The following is a 17077-nucleotide window of genomic DNA, read 5'->3' on the forward strand; positions in this document are numbered from 1 at the left end:
TAGTTACCTCTAGCAACTAACATTAACCAGTTGGGGATACCTTCTCCGGGTAAGGGCGTGTGCACAACCATCTGATTCTACCCGTTTCTCGCGCCCCGGCCCGGGAGCGGAGACCTTGAGCGGCGATCCGAAGCTGGAACGGATTGCCAAGGGCAATGCGCTGGCACTCTGCGCCACCGGAACCTGGACCGCGAGCTTCGCGCCGGTCCTGGAGCGGATGGTGGCTGACGCCGAGAAGCTCGCCGGCGGTTCACAAAACATATTCATCGACGTCTCCGAGGTCGCCAAGCTCGACACCTTTGGCGCCTGGCTGATCGAACGGCTGCGCCGCAGCCTGACCCAAGGGGCCGTCGAGGCGCAGATCGCGGGGCTCTCCGCCAATTATTCGAGCCTCGTGGACGAGGTGCGGCGGGTCAGGGCGACGCCGGTCGTCGACAGCAGCGCGGTCACCATCACCGGCATGCTGGAGCAGATCGGCCGGGCCGTGGCCGGGGTCGCCGGCACGGTTGCTGGTCTCGTCGACATGCTGGGCGCGGTGCTCGCGGCGGGGTTTCGCGTCTTGATCCACCCGCGCTCGTTCCGCCTGACCTCGACCGTGCACCACATGGAGCAGGTCTGCTGGCGCGCGGTGCCGATCATCGTGCTGATCACGTTCCTGATCGGCTGCATCATCGCCCAGCAGGGCATTTTCCATTTCCGCAGGTTCGGCGCCGACATCTTCGTCGTCGACATGCTCGGCGTGCTGGTGCTGCGCGAGATCGGCGTTCTCCTGGTCGCGATCATGGTCGCGGGTCGCTCGGGCAGCGCCTACACGGCCGAGCTCGGCTCGATGAAGATGCGCGAGGAGATCGACGCGCTGCGCACGATGGGTTTCGACCCGATCGAGGTCCTGGTGCTGCCGCGCATGCTGGCGCTGGTGCTGGCGCTGCCGATCCTCGCCTTCCTCGGCGCCATGGCCGCGCTTTATGGCGGCGGCCTCGTCGCCTGGCTCTATGGCGGCGTCGATCCCGAAGCCTTCCTGCTGCGCCTGCGCGACGCCATCTCGATCGACCATTTCATCGTCGGCATCGTCAAAGCACCGGTGATGGCGGCCGTGATCGGCATCGTCGCCTGCGTCGAGGGGCTCGCCGTGCAGGGCAGCGCGGAATCTCTCGGACAGCACACCACGGCCTCCGTGGTGAAGGGCATCTTCTTCGTCATCGTCATGGACGGCGTGTTCGCCATCTTCTTCGCCTCGATCGGGATGTGACGATGGCGCAAGAAACTCAAGACGCGATTCAAGATCCGATCATCCGCGTTCGCGACATCACCGTGCAGTTCGGCGCGACGCGCGTGCTCGATGGCCTCAACCTCGACGTCAAGCGCGGCGAAATCCTCGGCTTCGTCGGCCCATCCGGTGCCGGCAAGTCGGTGCTGACGCGCACCATCATCGGCCTCGTGCCGAAGGTCGCGGGCTCCATCGAGGTGTTCGGCGTCGACCTCGATTCCTCCAGCACCTCGCAGCGCCGCAGCGTCGAGCGCCGCTGGGGCGTGCTGTTTCAGCAGGGCGCGCTGTTCTCCTCGTTGACCGTGCGGCAGAACATCCAGTTTCCGATGCGCGAATATCTCCGGGTCTCGCAGCGGCTGATGGACGAGATCACCCTGGCCAAGCTCACCATGGTCGGGCTCAAGCCGGAAGTCGCGGATCGCTTTCCCTCGGAACTGTCGGGCGGCATGATCAAGCGCGTGGCGCTGGCGCGCGCGCTGTCGCTCGATCCCGATCTCGTGTTCCTCGACGAGCCGACCTCGGGCCTCGATCCGATCGGCGCCGGCGATTTCGACGAACTGGTCAGGACGCTGCAGCGTACTTTGGGCCTGACCGTTTTCATGGTAACGCACGACCTCGACAGCCTTTACACAGCCTGCGACCGCATCGCCGTTTTAGGGAACGGTAAGATCATTGCGGCAGGGTCGATCGCCGACATGCAGGCCTCGCAGCATCCCTGGCTGAGACAATATTTCCACGGCAAGCGCGCCCGTGCGGTGATGGGCTGAGGTGCCGGAGTAGCTGATGGAAACGCGGGCCAATTACGTACTGATCGGATCATTCACGCTGGCGGTGATCGCCGCGGCGATCGGCTTCGTGCTGTGGTTCCAGTCGCTGCACACCACCAAGCAGCGCAGCCCCCTGCGCGTCGTGTTCGAGGGCCCGGCGGCGGGCCTGCGCAACGGCGGCAGCGTCAACTTCAACGGTATCCGGGTAGGTGAGGTGGTCTCGGTGAAGCTCGACAACCCGCGGCGGGTTGTCGCACTCGCCATGGTCGAGAACAACACCCCGCTCCGCAAGGACACCCTGGTCGGCCTCGAATTCCAGGGCCTGACCGGCGTCGCCGCGATCTCGCTCAAGGGCGGCGAGGAGGCGGCACCTCCGCCGCCGCTCGATGAGGACGGCATCCCGTCGCTGACGGCCGATCCCAACAAGCTCCAGGACGTCACCGAGGCGATCCGCGGCACGCTCCAGAACATCAACAAGATCGTCGCGGACAATCAGGAGTCGGTGAAGAACTCGCTGAAGAACCTCGAGACCTTCACCAACTCGCTCGCCCGCAACTCCGAGAAGATCGACGGCGTGATGGCCAAGGTCGACGGCGTCATGCACAAGGCCGACAGCCTCATGCTCGGCCTCAACACGCTTGCCGGCGGCAAGGACGGCGGCGAGCTGTTCCAGGCGGTGAAGTCGATCCGCGAGCTGGCCGATGATTTCGACAAACGCTCCGGCGCATTGATGACCGACGGCCGCCGCACGCTCGGCGACATCAGCCGCGCCGTGAACAATTTCGACCGCAATCCGACCCGCGTGCTGTTCGGCGCCAGCAACAGCGCCCCGGCCGCCGCGCCGCCGCCGGCCGAACCGCCGAGGCAGGCGCCCGCCGCGAGCGGCAGGCGGCAGTAGGCGTTTAGTACACGGACCTCACCTCGTCATTGCGAGCGTAGCGAAGCAATCCAGATCGTCTCCGAGGAAGCAGTCTGGATTGCTTCGTCGCAAGAGCTCCTCGCAATGACGAGCTCAAACGAAAACGGAGGCCGTGAGGCCTCCGTTCTCATTCGCTATTCGTTGTCGCTATGGGCTGATCACCCGAGCCGGCCCGCTGCATGCGCGAGCAGCGTGTAGACCAGGCCCGTCTCCGAGGTCAGGTGGCTGCGCAGCTCCTGCGGACCACGGCCGTCGCGGGCGACTTCGTCGAGCAGACGCTCGAACTCGGCGACGTAGCGGTCGACCGTGCCCTTGAAGTTGCGGTCGGCGCGGTACTTGCGGGCGACCTCGTCAAAGGCCTTCTGGCCGGCGGGCGTGTAGAGGCGCTTGGTGAACGCCTTGTTCTCGCCGCGCTGGTAGCGGTCCCACATCTCGGCGGCGAGGTTGCGGTCCATCAGGCGGCCGATGTCGAGCGACAGCGACTCCAGCGGATTGCTGCCACCCTGCGGAGCCTGCGGCTGCGGCGCGGGTGCCGCGCGGCCACGCGGGGCCTCACGTCCGGTCGGAGCGCCCTGGTTGGCGTCCGTGCGGTTCAGGAGGTCCGACAGCCAGCCGTCGCGGCCCTGGTCGTTGCCTGCGGGCGCGACCGGCGGCGCTTCGGTGCGGCGCGAGGAGGCGGGCATGCCGAGGTCCGGCGGCGGCAGCGTCGAGGCGCTGCCGGTGTCGCGGCCGCGGGTCTCGGTGTTGCGCGTGCCGACGGCTGCCAGCAACGGCTCTTCCTGGCGCTGCGCGCTGGCGCGGCCCGTCGTGGAGACGTCGAGGCCACGGCCATGCTGGGCCACGATGCGGTTGAGCTCGGCGAGGGCCTCGATCTGGTCGACGATCACCTTGCGCATCTGCGCAGTGCTCTCGGCGGCCTCCTGCGGCATCTCGAGCACGCCGCGGCGCAGCTCGTTGCGGGTGGCTTCGAGCTCGTTGTGCATCTCGAACGCCATCTGCTTCATGCTGGAGACGAGGTTGGTGAACTTCTCGGTCGACTGCTTGAACATCGTATCCGCCTCGTCCGTGGTCTGGCGGTAGATGTCGTGCATGGCCTCGATGGTCTGGCGGTGCTCCTCCTCGGACGCCACGCGCACCGCCTCGAACTGGCGGGTGATCGCGGCGGAACCTGCGCCGGCGGTCTCCGCGACGACGCGGGCGATGTCGCGGGCACGCTCTTCGGCGGCGGCCAGCGATTCATCGAGCAGGCCGGTGAAGCGCGACAGACGCTGGTCGAGATCGGCCGTACGCAGGTCGATGGTCGTGACCAGCGATTCCAGCGCCTGCTTGCGTTCGGCGAGGGAAGCGGTGGTGTTCTTGTTGCTCACCTCGACCACCTGCGCGGCTTCGACCAGCGCCTTGCCGTGCGCGTCGAACTGGGTCGACAGCTCGCCGAGGTCCTGCAGCGCCCGCGTGGTCTTCGTATTGAAGACGTTGAGCTGGTCTTCCAGGTTCTGCGTCGCAGCGCCGTTGCGCGAGGTGACGTCGTTCATCGCCGAGACGAAGTCGGCGACGCGCGTCACCAGCGCCCGCTCGAGCGAGTTGAGGTTGTCGTGCGCACCGGTCAGCACCTCCTGGAGCAGGATGTTGCCTTCGCGCAGACGCTCGAACAGGGCCACCGTGTCGGTGCGCAGGATCTTGCTGGTCTCCTGCATCTCGGTGACCGCTGCGATCGAGACCTGGCGCGACTGGTCGATCGCCGAGCGGGAGGCCTGTTCGAGGTCTTTGAGCGACTTGCCGACCGCGCCGGTGGCCATCTCGCTCGCCGCGTTGATGGTGCGGGCGACTTCGGAGCCGTTGCCCATCATCGTCTGCGAGAACGCATGGCCGCGAGTCTCGATCGACTTCAGCGCATCCGAGGTGACGCGGTCGATGTCGAGCGTGAGCTGGCTGGTCTTCGAGCCGATCGCATCGACCAGCGCGCCGCGCTTGGAGTCGATCATGTTCGACAGACGGTCGGCCTGCTGCTGCACGTAGGTGACGATCTCGTCGGTCTTGCCGGTCATGGCCTGGCCGAAGCTGCTGCTGGCGGCGAGCACCGAACGCTCGATGTCGGCCGAGCTCGACTTGACGCGCGAGCTTGCCTCGTTGGAGGCGTTGATCAGCGCGTTCTGGGCGTTGAGCGCGCTGGTCTGGATGTCGTTGGTGGCGTTGGTCGTGGCCGTGCTCAATGCGCGCTCGATCTCGGTCGAGATCGTGCGGATCTGGCTTGCGGCATCCGCCGACGTCGAAGTCAGGGAAGTCTGGGCCTCACGCGCGCTGTTGAGGATGGTCGAGGCTGTGTCGGCGCCGACCGAGGTCAGCGTGCGCTCGATGTCCGTGGTCAGCGACTTGATCTGGCTTGCCGCGTCCGTCGAGGCGGTGATCAGCGCGCCCTGGGCCTCACGCACGCCGCTGGTGAGCGCCTCGATGGTGGCGCCGCCGGCGGTCGCCAGCGCGCGCTGCATCTCGGCCGCCAGTGAACGGACCTGGCTGGTCTGTTCGGCCGAGACGGAGAGCAGGGTGCTCTGGGCGTCGCGGGCGCTGGTCGTGATCGTCTCGGCGGTCGACTGGCCGACCTGCGAGAGCGACCGATGCACTTCGACCGCGAGCGACTTGACCTGGGTCGCCGCATCCGAGGACGCGTTGACGAGCGTGGTCTGGGCTTCGCGGGCGCCGGTCATGATGGTCTCGGCCGTCGAGGTGCCGGCCATCGAGAGCGAGCGCTGCACGTCGACCGCGAGCGACTTGACCTGGCTCGCCGCATCCGAGGACGCATTGACGAGCGTGGTCTGGGCTTCGCGGGCGCCGGTCATGATGATCTCGGCCGTCGAGGTGCCGGCCATCGAGAGCGAGCGCTGCACGTCCGAGGACAGCGCCTTGATCTGGTTGGCGGTCTCGGTCGAGGCCGCGATCAGCGCGCTCTGCGCATCGCGGGCGCCGACGGTGATCGATTCCGCCGTGGTGGCGCCGGCCAGCGACAGCGAACGCTGCACGTCGGCGGTGAGCGTCTTGACGTGGTTGGCCGCGTCCGAAGACGCCGTGACGAGCGTGGTCTGCACCTCGCGGGCGCCGGCCAGGATCGAGGCTGCGGTGGCAGAACCAGCCGCCGATAGCGTGCGTTCGACGTCGACCGCGAGCCCCTTGATCTGGTTGGAGGCATCGCCCGAGGCCGCGACCAGGGTCGACTGAGCCTCGCGGGCGCTGCTCAGGATCGAGTTCGCAGCACCGGTGCCGACCGCGGTCAGCGCGCGCTCGACCTCGGTGGAGGTCATCTTGAGCTGGGCGTTGACGTCGGAGGAGACCGTCATCAGCGACTGCTGCGCGGTGCGCGCACCGGTCTGGATCGTTTCGCTGGTGTTGACGACGAGGTTGGTGAGCGAGCGCTCGGCGTCCTCGACATGCGAGCGGATCGCGGTCGAGATCATCTCGGCGCGGGACATCATGTCCTCGCTGGCCTGACGGCCACTGCTTTCGATGCGGCCGGCGACGGCTTCGACACGCGAGCCGAGCAGGTCCTCGAACTGCGCCACGCGCACGTCGATGTCGCTGGCGACCGAGCCGACCTTGGTCTCGATGGCCTGGTGGATGTCCTGGAAGCGCGCCGTGACCGTGTCGGTCAGGTGCGTGCTGCGGCCGTCGATCATCTCGGCGACGCCGGTGATGCGGCGGTCGACCGCCTCGATCGCCTGCGCGGTGCCGTCGGTGAGCGTCGAGGTCAGGAGGGTGAGGCGCGTGTCGATCGACTGCACGGCCTGCGAGGCGCCGTTCGTCACCGCAGTCGTCAGGTAGGTGAGGCGCGTGTCGATGGATTCGAGCGCCTGCGAGGCGCCGCCCGAGAGCGTCGTCGTGAGGTGCGTCAGCCGCGTATCGATCGACTGGATGGTCTGCGATGCGCCATCGGTGAGCGAGGTCGCGAGATAGTTGAGGCGCGTATCGATCGTCTCGATGGCCTGCGATGCGCCGTCAGTGAGCGACGTCGTGAGGTGGGTGAGGCGGGAGTCGATCGACTGGATCGCCTGCGCGGCACCGTCGGTCAGCGACGAGGCGAGGGTGTTGAGGCGTCCGTCGATGGTTTCGGTCACCGACTTGGCGCGGGTGTCGAACGACTGCTCGAGCGCGGCGACGCGGCCGACGAGCTGGTCGTCGAAAGTCTTGATGTGGCCTTCGATCGTGCCGTCGAGGCTGACGATCTTGTCGTTCAGCGAGGCGTCGAGGTTGGTGACACGTTCGCCGACCGTGGTCTCGAACTGCACCAGGCGCTGGTCGAGCACGGCCGTGATCGCCCCGCCGTTCGAGGTGAAGCGGGTATCGAAATTGTCGACATAGGTCTTCAGGCTCTCGGCGATGTCCTGGGTGCGCTGGCCCATGCGATCGACGATATCACCGCCGAACGTCTTCACGGTGCGGTCGAACTCGGAGATGTGGCGGGTGATCAGCGCGCCGAGCGTGCCGGAGTCGCGGGCGAACCTCTCGACCAGCTCGGTGCCCTGGTTCTTCACCAGCTCGTCGAACGCGCTCATCTGCAGCGACAGCGAGTCGTGCGCGGTCTCGGTCTGGCTGACGACCTTGGCGACGAGGGTGTTGACGGTGGCGTCGAGCGCCTCGCTCGCCTTGTCGCCGGAGGTCATGATGTGGCCGGCGAGCCGGTTGCCGGCATCGTCGATCTTGGCGGAGAGGTCGTTGGAGCGCAGCTCGAGCTCGAGCAGCAGCGAGTCCGACGAATTCTTCAGGCTGTCGTGCACCTGCTCGGTGCGCTCGGAGATGCCGTCGACGATGGCGGCGGAGCGCTGCTCGAACTCGCCGGTGATGCGGTCGATACGCTCGTTCAGCATCTCGTGGACGCGGTCGGCGAGGTCGACGAACTCGTCGTGGACGTGGCCGGTCTTGAAGTTGAGGCTGGTGGTCAGCCGCTCGCTGGCGTCGAGCACGGCGCGCGTGGTCTCGTTGCTGGCCTCCTCGAGGCGGTCGAGCAGGTCGCCGCCGCGCTCGCCGAGCGCGAGGATCATGTTGTCGCCGGCGTTGCTCAGGGCGCCGGTGATGTGGGCGCCGCGCTCTTCCAGCGCGCCGGTGATGCTCTTGGCGACCTCGTCGACGCGCGAGGCGATCGCGTCCGAGATCAGCGCGATGTCGTGGCGCAGATCGATCTGCACGCCGGAGATGGCGCTGCGGACCTGCTCGGCCTGGCCGACCAGATTGTCGCGCTGGTGCGCGATGTCCTGGAGCAGGGAGCGGATGCGCACTTCGTTGTCGGAATAGGCGCGTTCGAGCGCCGCAACCTCGTTGGCGACCAGCGTCTCGAGCTCGCCGGCGCGCGCGATGGCGCGTTCGATGCCGTCGCCCATCGCCGCGACCTCGCGGCGGATGGCCTGGCCGACGGTCACCATGGAATCGGACGCCGAGCCCTCGGGCTCGGAGAAGCGGATCGCGACCTGCGCCATCGCCTGCGCGATCATGCGCATTTCCTGGCCGCGCCAGACCAGGCTCGCCAGGAAGTAGAACAGCATGATCGGCGCGAAGAACATCGCGATCAGGCCGGCGATGACGAGCACGCCGCCGCTCTGGCCCATGGCGGCCTGGATCGAGGGCAGGAAGCCGACGGTGAGCGCGGCGCAGGCTGCGAGCCAGACGCCGGCGAAGATGGTGGCGAAGGTGTAGACGCTGCGGGCAGGGCGGCCCTTCTGAAGCGCCTGGAGCAACTGACCGATGGTCTCGCGGTCATCGTTGGCGGCGCGGCGCGAGGTGCGCGGCTCCTCGATCGTATCGAACACGGTGGTGCGCTCGTTGGCGGCAGGACGCGGCTCGAAGGTCGGCTCGTCGAAGATCGGGGGAGCCGGCGGCCCCACCGGAGCCGACGTTTCGTTGCGCATCGAGGCGTTGCGGCTGGTGTCCGCGGCCGTGTCGCTGATGTTCAGGGCTTCCTGGATCGCAGAAAGCGCAACTTCTGTGGGGTCTTTGACCTTTTTCGGAGTGTTCGCCATGTTCAGTCCGAGCCCTCGTTACTTGTACGCGTCCTCCCGCGAGCCCAGCGCGCTACGCAAGCCCACAGACCGGATCATGCCGCTTACGCGGATTCCCAGCCGTCCCCACCCGGACGGCTTGTCCGCTAATTTCTCCCAACATCCTATTGGCAGAGCGTCGCGAATGAAATGCCCGGGATTAAGACAATCTTAATCATCGTTAACAGGATAGCGCCGTAACGCCTTAGCAATAAATGGAATTCTCCACCGGACTCGCCGGATTGCGGCAACTTTTCGTCAATAAACGGGCGGATTTGCGTAAAACGGCCCAAACACTTCGTTAACCATTTCCATGCTTCGGTGGGGAAACTTGACCGCCGGATCGGCGGACATCGCGCGATGCCGGGGTCTGCGCCATGACGCCTGAACTGCAACGGATGGACTGGATGCCTTCGCCCCCGCTTGCACCCATCGACAGCCCGCTCGACCTCGATCACCTCTCGCGCATGACGCTCGGGGACACTGAGCTGGAACAGGAAGTGCTCGCGATGTTCGCCGAGCAGGCGGTTCGCCTGGTTGCGGCGATGGCAGCACTGCCGGCCGAGGCCGGCACACTCGCCCACAAGCTCGAGGGCTCCGCGCGCGGAATCGGCGCCTTTGCGGTGGCCGATGCCGCGGCCAGCCTGGAGACCGCGGTCCGGACCGGCCATGGCCAGCCCCACGCCTTCGCCGCGTTGAAAGAGGCGGTGACCGAGGCTCGCGCCGCCATCGAGGCGATCCTGAAGCCCTAGGGCGACAGGGCGAGAAACCGCGCTCTAGTCTTTTGTTTTGACGCGTTTTCTTCCCGCGAAGCGGGATTCACGTCGCTTCAAAACCCTATGGCGCCGGGCGGATCGACCCGTTATAGGACAGCCCGGACCCTCCTTCATTCGCAACATCGCGGCAGCACGAGCACACATGGCCAAGATTAACTTTGTCGACCACAAGGGCGAAACCCGTACGGTGGAAGTCGAGAACGGCGCGACCGTGATGGAAGCCGCCATCCGCAACAGCATTCCCGGCATCGAGGCCGAATGCGGCGGCGCCTGTGCCTGCGCAACCTGCCATGTCTATGTCGACGAAGCCTGGCGCGAGAAGGTCGGCAGCCCGACGCCCATGGAAGAAGATATGCTCGATTTCGGTTTCGACGTGCGCCCGAACTCGCGGCTGTCCTGCCAGATCAAGGTCTCCGACGAACTCGACGGGCTCGTCGTGGCGACGCCGGAACGGCAGGCCTGATCGTCCCTCACTATATTAGATGCTCGGCGGCGCGACCTCGATACCGCGCTTGTGCCAGGGCCTGAGCTTCTCGATGATCTCAGCGGTGAGCGGTGCGGGCCGCCGCGTGGCCTCGTCGAGCATGACGCCGACCGACATCGCCGATGCGATGCACTTTCCTTCCGAAAACACCACCTGTTCGAAGGTCACCGACGTCCGTCCCAGCTTGACCACGCCGAGGCCGAGCTCGATCTTGTTCGGCCAGTGCAGCTCGGCGCGGAAATGGATGTCGAGCCGCACCATGATCCAGGCGAGGCCCGACGGCGTCAGCCCGTATTCCGGGCTCTTCATCAGCGTGACACGGCCGGTCTCGAAATAAGTGGCGTAGACCGCGTTGTTGACGTGCTGGTTCGGATCGAGATCGCCGAAGCGGACATTGTCGCCGAGACGATAGGGATAGTCCTCCAGGCGCGGCGTCGTATCGAGGCGGCTTGGTGCGTTCACCGATTGATCTCCGTCATATCGCATCCCGTTACAGCCCAGTTATCCTGACCCGGCAAGTGGGCGCGGCTGCGGGGTGCTCCCGCTTTTATGCCTTCCCTGATCCATCCCCGTTGGCTAGACAGGGAGGGTCACTTCTGCCCCCGGGCGGCGTCCAACCGATAACGATCGATAAAGAGACGACATGAGCGACGTGATCAAAACCGATGTGCTGATTATTGGCGCCGGCCCCTGTGGTCTGTTCGCCGCCTTCGAGCTTGGCCTTCTCGACATGAAGGCGCATTTCATCGACATCCTCGACAAGGTCGGCGGCCAGTGCGCCGAGCTCTATCCGGAAAAGCCGATCTACGACATTCCCGGCATTCCGCACGTTTCGGGGCAGGGCCTCACCCACGCGCTGATGGAGCAGATCAAGCCGTTCCATCCGACCTTCCATCTCGGCGAGATGGTGGAGACGGTGGAGAAGATCGGCGATCCCCTGTTTCGCTGCACCACCGACGCGGGCAAGGTGTTCGAATGCAAGGTGGTGGTGATCGCGGCCGGCGGCGGCTCGTTCCAGCCCAAGCGCCCGCCGGTGCCGGGCATCGAGGCCTATGAAGGCACCTCGGTGCACTACGCCGTGCGCAAGATGGAGACGTTCCGCGACAAGAGCGTTCTGATCGTCGGCGGCGGCGATTCCGCGCTCGACTGGACGCTCAATCTGCATCCGCTCGCCAAGCGCATCACGCTGCTGCACCGGCGCGACGATTTTCGCGCCGCGCCCCACAGCGTCGAGCAGATGCGCGCGCTGGTGGCCGACGGAAAGATGGATCTGCGGCTCGGGCAGGTCACCGCGCTCTCCGGCACCGAGGGCAAGCTGACCGGCGCCACCGTCAAGGGCAACGACAACAGCGTGAGCGAAATTTCCTGCGACACCATGCTGCCGTTCTTCGGGCTGACCATGAAGCTCGGTCCGGTCGCGAACTGGGGCATCGCGCTGGAGAACAATCTGGTGCCGGTCGAGACGTCCGCGTTCGAGACCAACGTATCCGGCATCTTCGCCATCGGCGACATCAACACCTATCCCGGCAAGCTCAAGCTGATCCTGTGCGGCTTCCACGAGGGCGCGCTGATGGCGCAAAAAGCCCATCGCTACGTCTATCCGGAGAAGCGGCTCGTGTTCCAGTACACGACCTCGTCCTCCAGTCTGCAAAAGAAGCTCGGTGTCAACTGACGGCACCGGGTTCGGCAGGCAATGCCCCATGTTTCTGGTGCTGGAACCGTTCGCGAAATCGCCGTAGTCTGCGGCCATTGCAGTGGCGGCTTAGCAAGGTGATCATAATGCGGACTCTCTTTTCCAGCTCTCGGCTGCTGTCGCTCCTCGCGCTCGCTCTTGCTTTGACGCCAGGCGCGGTGAAACCGGCTGCCGCACAGGCGCAGCAGCCAACCGCCGCGGGTCTTTGGCAGAAGATCGAGGACGGCAAGACGGTGGGATGGTTTCTGTTCGTCGACCACAACGGCGTCTTCGAAGGCGTGATCGCAAAAACCTTTCCGCGCCCCGGCGACGACCCGAATGAGGTCTGTGCGAAATGCACGGATGATCGCAAGAACGCGCCGGTGCTCGGGCTCTCCTTCATCCGCGACATGAAGCGCGACGGCTTGAAGTATGACGGCGGCAACGTGGTCAATCCACGCGACGGCAACATCTGGAAGGCCAAGATGTCGGTCAGCCCGGATGGCCAGACCCTGACCATGCGCGGCTTCCTCGGCATTTCCCTGTTCGGCAAGGACGAGACCTGGAAGCGTCTTCCCGACGCCTACATCGCCCAGGTCGATCCTGCCATCGTCGCCAAATATCTTCCGGCACAGGCGACCGCCGCGACGACGAAGCCGGCGCCCGCGCCCGCGGCGAAGAAGGGCGGCGCGATGATGGCGCCGGCGCCGAAGCAGTAGGTTCTCTGCGCGTCCGCTGTCGTCTCGACCATTGCCTCACATGCGGCTGTCATTCCCGCGACCCGGCTACGCCAAGGCTTCGCCGGGGCTTCAGTCCAGGGGCGCCGAAGCTTCAGCGTAGGCGGCAAGCGGGGAGTCGCGGCCCCTCCGTATCCTCGCGCTGTCTCTGGAATACTGGATCGCCCGATCAAGTCGGGCGATGACAGTTGAGTGTGTGGCTCGGGCCTGCCTCAGCAGCGACGGTCTTGACGACCGTCAATACGTCCGTGCCTTCTTGCAAGGTGCGTAGAACGTGCCGTTGCCGGCGACGACCCGCTCGAGGCATTGCCGGGGATCGGTGATCTCGCCGTCGACCTGGAAATAATAGGCCTGCGGTCCCAGGCTCAGGACGTAATGTCCCGGCGCAAGCTCGAGCCCTGAATCGCCGGTGTGAAGCTCGTACATCTCGGGCTTCCCCGGGATCGGCGACACCCGGAACGGATAGGAGAAGTTTCGGATCACCCCGACATCTTCTCCGCCGCCCAGATTTTTGCCTGCAGCGTCGGTCGAAAACTCCCTGGCGATCTTCGCGACGACCCGAACCTCGACGCGCTCGGGGATCACGTTCGCGGCGTCCCGCCGAAACACGATGAATTTGACGCGGCCGTTCGGCAGATGCGGGCGATCGGGCTTCTTGAACTCCGGTGAAATCGCGATGCGCATGTCCGGCGCCATCACGCCGGTCGCATTCAATTCCGCCAGCGATTTGTCGTCGATCAATGCGTAGATGCCGTAGTCGGTTGGCAATACGCGCGTCGGGGGAGGCGGGGCGGGGGTGATCATTTCCGGTTTGGCGACCGTGATCGTCGTCTCCGGCTTGGGCGATACCTGCGCGATCTCCTGAGCCTGGGACGAAATCTGCCGGCGCAGCGCGGCGATGTTGTCTCGCTGCGAGACGATCAGGATGACTGCGCCAACGGCAAGCAGGATGGCCGCCGTACGCTTGATCACCGGTAGAAGCGGGCCCGAGATCGCAGGCAGCTTGCTGCGGGATATCTCGATCCTCGATCGCAAAACGGTCGCGTCGCCGGACACCAGGAGACCGCCTGTCTCGGTCGCCTTTGACGACGTGAGCTGTTGTGACGGCAAGCGCTCCAGCGGCGCCTGGTCGCGCGAGAATTTTTCGACCTCCTCGATTGCGACCTCGAGCGCCCGCTTCATCTGGTCGATGTTCCTGGCGTCGGCGTAGGTGAACTGCTCCTGGAGCTTGTAGCGGGCAAGGTCGTAGACCATCTGCCGCCTGGCGTCCGCGTCGTCCTTCACCGTCTCGAGCATGCGCGAAATCACGAGCGCAAACTGCACTTCGCTTGCGGGCAAGTCGGTCGAATCCTGCTGGCCAGGAAGCAACTCTCTCGAACTCATAGCGCTGACGGTCCAATGCCAGTCACGCCAACACCTGATTTCTCTAATTGAAACAGTTGATTAAAAGATGCGGCCCGCGTCCGCGGCCGTTTCGTACACGTCCTCGCGGAACAAGGAAAGCCTCCAAAACAGCTGCGGCAAATTGCCGACGCGTTGGACATGCAGGACGTGCGCGCCGGCCGGGGCAACGCCGTGCGGCCGTAGTTCCCCGGAATGCGCGCTGGCGCCGGATTTGCATAGCTGTCGCAAAGCCGCTGGGGAGCGAGTCGCCGTCTCCACGCCTGCCGCGACCGTGCGGAAGGCGGACGGCGGTGTCTGTCCCTCGCGGCGCTGATTGCGATCCGCGGAGACGATATGCGACTTGCCAGACTATGTGCGGCGGCGCTGCTGGGGCCGATGGCGCTGCTTGCGACCTCGGCGCTGGCGCGCGACGACGGCCGCTATGCCAACTCGCCGCTAAAACCCTGGTTCGAGAGCCTGCACAGCCAATACGGGCAATGCTGCTCGGATGCCGACGGCTACGTCATAGCCGACGTCGACTGGGAATCCGATCGCGGCCACTACCGCGTGCGCATCGACGACGAATGGGTCGTCGTGCCCGACGGTGCCGTGATCACCGAGCCGAACAAGATCGGTCGAACCATGGTGTGGAAGCACTATGTCGACGGCCATCCGCGCGTGCGCTGCTTCATGCCCGGCAGCATGACGTAGCGGTCGTGGCTAGAATTTGTACGTCACGCTGCCGAGCACCGTGCGGCCGATTCCGAGAAAGCAGTCGCCGCGCGCCAGGCACGTGGTGAGGTGACGCTTGTCGAAGAGATTGCTGGCATTGACCTGAAGCCGCCAGGAACCGGTCTCGTAACGAACCATGGCGTCGAACAGCGTATAGTCGGGTGTGCGGAGGGTGTCGGTGCCGTCCCAGGAGGTGCCGATGTAGCGCACGCCGCCGCCGAGCGTGACGCCGGGCAGGCCGAGCAGGGACAGACGGTACTTCGCCCAGAGCGAGGCCTGGTGATCCGGCACGGTCTCGACATGCTTGCCGGAATTGTCGCCGCTTTCCACGCGGGCATCGAGATAGGTATAGGCGCCGATCAGGTCGAGCTCCGGCGTGACGCGCGCCAGCACCTCGAGCTCGGCGCCGCGGATGCGCACCTTCCCGGTCTGGATCGAGAAGCGGTCATCATCGGGGTCGCTGGCCAGCCGATTCCGTTCGGTGGTGTCGAAGATCGCGCCGTTGATCGCATTGCCCGGTGTCGGATTGTACTTGAAGCCGAGCTCCACCATCTCGCCGCGCTGCGGCGCGCACACCGTGGCGCAGACGCCGCTGCCGAACACCGGGTTGAACGACCGCGCATAGGTCACGTAAGGCGTGACGCCGAATGGCAGCTCGTACATCAGCGCGGCGCGGCCGGTGGTCGCCTGGTAGTTTTCGACCGGCGAGGCCTGCGTGTTACTGGTGACGTAGTCGTGGCGCAGCCCAAGCACGGCGAGCCACGGTCCGAGGCGCAACTGGTCCTGAGCGTAAATACCGAGCTGGGTCTGGCGCAGATCCGGTTCGGGAGACATCGTCGGCGCGGGTACGCCGCGGTAGACCGGCGCGTAGAGATCGAACGGCGTCGGGTCTGTGGTGAAGCCTGATTGCGCGTGCTCCCTGAACTCGCGGTAGTCGGTGCCGAACAACACTTTGTGTGCGACGGGTCCGGTGTGCAATTTCAGCTCGGCATTGCTGTCCGAGGTCAGGTTGTCCTTGACCGTCTCGCGGCTCCATACGCTGCGCGCCACGGAGCGTCGGCTGGCGTCGAGAAATGGATAGTTCGGATCGCTTGGATCGACGAAGTTCAGGTCCGGCCACGTCGACCGGTAAATGCCCTCGACATGGGCGTAACGCAGGTTTTGCCGGATCTTCAGACTGTCGCTGAAGCTGTGCTCGAACAGGCTGCTGATCGCGCCGGTCTCGGTCTGGTACTGGTCGAAGCCGGGCTCGCCGGCGAAGCGCCGCACCGGAATGTAGCCGTTGGGGCCGGCAAACAATGTGCCCTCATGCGGCAGGAAGGCCGTGGAGGACCCCGTGGTGTCCTTCTGATAGGTGCCGAGCACCGTCCAGCTGGTGTTGTTGGTCGGCCGCCAGGTCAGTGATGGCGCGAGCACGATGCGGCCGTCCTTGACGTAATCGGTCTGCGTGTTGCTGTCGCGGTATACGCCGATGAAGCGATAGAGCCACTCGCCGTCCTTGGTCAGCTTTCCCGTGGAGTCGAGCTGCACCTGCTTACGGTTGAAGCTGCCATATTGCACGCCGATCTCGTTGGCGGATTCGGCCTGCGGGCGCTTCGAGATCAGGTTCAACAGGCCGGCGGTCGAGGTGTCGCCGTAGAGCACGGAAGAGGGGCCGCGCAAGACCTCGATGCGCTCAAGGGTGTACGGCTCCGGCCGCCATTCGTTGAAGTTGTTGGTGTTCACCATGCGGGTGCCGTCGAGATAGATATTTGGGTCCTGGCCGCGGATGCGCGGATAGTCGCCGCGCGAGTCCGCGCCGTAGGCGTCGGCGAACACGCCGGGGACATAGCGCAGCGCCTCCTGAACGGTGGTCGCGCCCTGGTCGATGATGCGGTCGGCGGTGACCACGGTGATCGACTGCGGTGTCTCACGCAGCGGCGTATCGGTCTTCGTGCCGGTGCCGCTGCGGGTCGCGACGTAGCCGCGGACGGGGCCTGTCGCGGTCTCCGCGCCCGTGCTCGCGCCGGCCGCCTGTGTATCGGCGTTCGATGGTGCGCGCTCGGCCTGGCGACGGCGGCTTGCCGCCTGTGCGGCCTGACGGGAGGGAGACGGACGTGTGCGCGCTGCCGGCCGCGACGATTGCTCGACCACGACGGCGGGCAATTCCTGCGACGATGATTGCGCCTCGGCCGGCGCCGCATCCATCAGGCCTGCCAACAGCGGCAGCGCGCCGCCGATCAATCCTGCCGTCGTTCTGAGATATGTAGTCATTCGCGACCCCATCATTTGCGGGGCGGACGACTAACAAGCGCAGTCGATGGCTTGAAGTGCGGGAGGGGCG

At 65.7% G+C, this 17077-nt stretch carries 12 protein-coding genes; 8 read left to right on the forward strand and 4 right to left on the reverse strand.

Annotation, left to right across the window (positions count from 1 at the left end; genetic code table 11):
- The first annotated feature begins 115 nt into the window (after nucleotides 1–115).
- From AB7G19_RS14465 to AB7G19_RS14475, 3 genes are read left to right on the forward strand one after another with little or no spacing between them, the layout of a single operon-like run.
- On the forward strand, nucleotides 116–1249 hold the full coding sequence (locus AB7G19_RS14465) for an MlaE family ABC transporter permease (protein WP_166090162.1): 1134 nt from the start codon (nucleotides 116–118) through the stop codon (nucleotides 1247–1249).
- Nucleotides 1250–1251: 2 nt separating this feature from the next.
- Complete coding sequence (locus AB7G19_RS14470) at nucleotides 1252–2034, forward strand: ABC transporter ATP-binding protein (RefSeq protein WP_354130471.1); 783 nt, start codon at nucleotides 1252–1254, stop codon at nucleotides 2032–2034.
- 16 nt (nucleotides 2035–2050) lie between these two features.
- Entirely contained in the window at nucleotides 2051–2932 is an 882-nt protein-coding gene (locus AB7G19_RS14475) for an MlaD family protein (RefSeq protein ID WP_028153328.1), read from the forward strand.
- A gap of 179 nt (nucleotides 2933–3111) precedes the next feature.
- Here the strand turns inward: AB7G19_RS14475 and AB7G19_RS14480 are convergent, their stop codons facing one another.
- The gene (locus AB7G19_RS14480; protein ID WP_354130470.1) at nucleotides 3112–8952 is read right to left on the reverse strand and encodes a negative regulator of septation ring formation; all 5841 of its coding nucleotides are present in this window, start codon (nucleotides 8950–8952) and stop codon (nucleotides 3112–3114) included.
- A gap of 395 nt (nucleotides 8953–9347) precedes the next feature.
- Here AB7G19_RS14480 and AB7G19_RS14485 point away from each other — a divergent pair, with 395 nt between their 5' ends.
- The gene (locus AB7G19_RS14485; RefSeq protein WP_187388006.1) at nucleotides 9348–9722 is read left to right on the forward strand and encodes an Hpt domain-containing protein; all 375 of its coding nucleotides are present in this window, start codon (nucleotides 9348–9350) and stop codon (nucleotides 9720–9722) included.
- A 166-nt stretch (nucleotides 9723–9888) separates the two neighbouring features.
- Nucleotides 9889–10209, forward strand: a complete 321-nt coding sequence (locus AB7G19_RS14490; RefSeq protein WP_014493954.1) for a 2Fe-2S iron-sulfur cluster-binding protein — start codon at nucleotides 9889–9891, stop codon at nucleotides 10207–10209.
- Between the two features lie 15 nt (nucleotides 10210–10224).
- Here AB7G19_RS14490 and AB7G19_RS14495 read toward each other — a convergent pair whose 3' ends face one another.
- The gene (locus AB7G19_RS14495) at nucleotides 10225–10692 is read right to left on the reverse strand and encodes an acyl-CoA thioesterase (RefSeq protein ID WP_354130469.1); all 468 of its coding nucleotides are present in this window, start codon (nucleotides 10690–10692) and stop codon (nucleotides 10225–10227) included.
- Between the two features lie 181 nt (nucleotides 10693–10873).
- Here AB7G19_RS14495 and AB7G19_RS14500 point away from each other — a divergent pair, with 181 nt between their 5' ends.
- Complete coding sequence (locus AB7G19_RS14500) at nucleotides 10874–11902, forward strand: NAD(P)/FAD-dependent oxidoreductase (RefSeq protein WP_354130468.1); 1029 nt, start codon at nucleotides 10874–10876, stop codon at nucleotides 11900–11902.
- A gap of 107 nt (nucleotides 11903–12009) precedes the next feature.
- A complete protein-coding gene (locus AB7G19_RS14505; protein WP_231142334.1) occupies nucleotides 12010–12621 on the forward strand; it encodes a DUF2147 domain-containing protein in 612 nt (203 codons plus the stop codon).
- Between the two features lie 255 nt (nucleotides 12622–12876).
- On the opposite strand, the gene AB7G19_RS14510 is transcribed toward AB7G19_RS14505, so the two are convergent.
- A complete protein-coding gene (locus AB7G19_RS14510; RefSeq protein WP_283017066.1) occupies nucleotides 12877–13977 on the reverse strand; it encodes a hypothetical protein in 1101 nt (366 codons plus the stop codon).
- Between the two features lie 399 nt (nucleotides 13978–14376).
- Between AB7G19_RS14510 and AB7G19_RS14515 the strand changes: the two genes are divergently transcribed.
- On the forward strand, nucleotides 14377–14733 hold the full coding sequence (locus AB7G19_RS14515; protein ID WP_028158285.1) for a hypothetical protein: 357 nt from the start codon (nucleotides 14377–14379) through the stop codon (nucleotides 14731–14733).
- Nucleotides 14734–14742: 9 nt separating this feature from the next.
- On the opposite strand, the gene AB7G19_RS14520 is transcribed toward AB7G19_RS14515, so the two are convergent.
- Nucleotides 14743–17007: a TonB-dependent siderophore receptor gene (locus AB7G19_RS14520; protein ID WP_354130467.1), complete on the reverse strand. Its 2265-nt coding sequence runs from the start codon at nucleotides 17005–17007 to the stop codon at nucleotides 14743–14745.
- Between the last annotated feature and the right edge of the window lie 70 nt (nucleotides 17008–17077).

The organism is Bradyrhizobium sp. 215_C5_N1_1, assembly GCF_052075935.1.
GTDB classification, from domain to species: domain Bacteria; phylum Pseudomonadota; class Alphaproteobacteria; order Rhizobiales; family Xanthobacteraceae; genus Bradyrhizobium; species Bradyrhizobium barranii.

Bases quoted from the DNA above. Each gene is read 5' to 3' on its own strand.
- AB7G19_RS14470 (WP_354130471.1), top strand. From the start codon at position 1,252: ATGGCGCAAGAAACTCAAGACGCGATTCAAGATCCGATCATCCGCGTT.
- AB7G19_RS14475 (WP_028153328.1), top strand. From the start codon at position 2,051: ATGGAAACGCGGGCCAATTACGTACTGATCGGATCATTCACGCTGGCG.
- AB7G19_RS14480 (WP_354130470.1), bottom strand. From the start codon at position 8,952: ATGGCGAACACTCCGAAAAAGGTCAAAGACCCCACAGAAGTTGCGCTT.
- AB7G19_RS14485 (WP_187388006.1), top strand. From the start codon at position 9,348: ATGACGCCTGAACTGCAACGGATGGACTGGATGCCTTCGCCCCCGCTT.
- AB7G19_RS14490 (WP_014493954.1), top strand. From the start codon at position 9,889: ATGGCCAAGATTAACTTTGTCGACCACAAGGGCGAAACCCGTACGGTG.
- AB7G19_RS14500 (WP_354130468.1), top strand. From the start codon at position 10,874: ATGAGCGACGTGATCAAAACCGATGTGCTGATTATTGGCGCCGGCCCC.
- AB7G19_RS14505 (WP_231142334.1), top strand. From the start codon at position 12,010: ATGCGGACTCTCTTTTCCAGCTCTCGGCTGCTGTCGCTCCTCGCGCTC.
- AB7G19_RS14515 (WP_028158285.1), top strand. From the start codon at position 14,377: ATGCGACTTGCCAGACTATGTGCGGCGGCGCTGCTGGGGCCGATGGCG.
- AB7G19_RS14520 (WP_354130467.1), bottom strand. From the start codon at position 17,007: ATGACTACATATCTCAGAACGACGGCAGGATTGATCGGCGGCGCGCTG.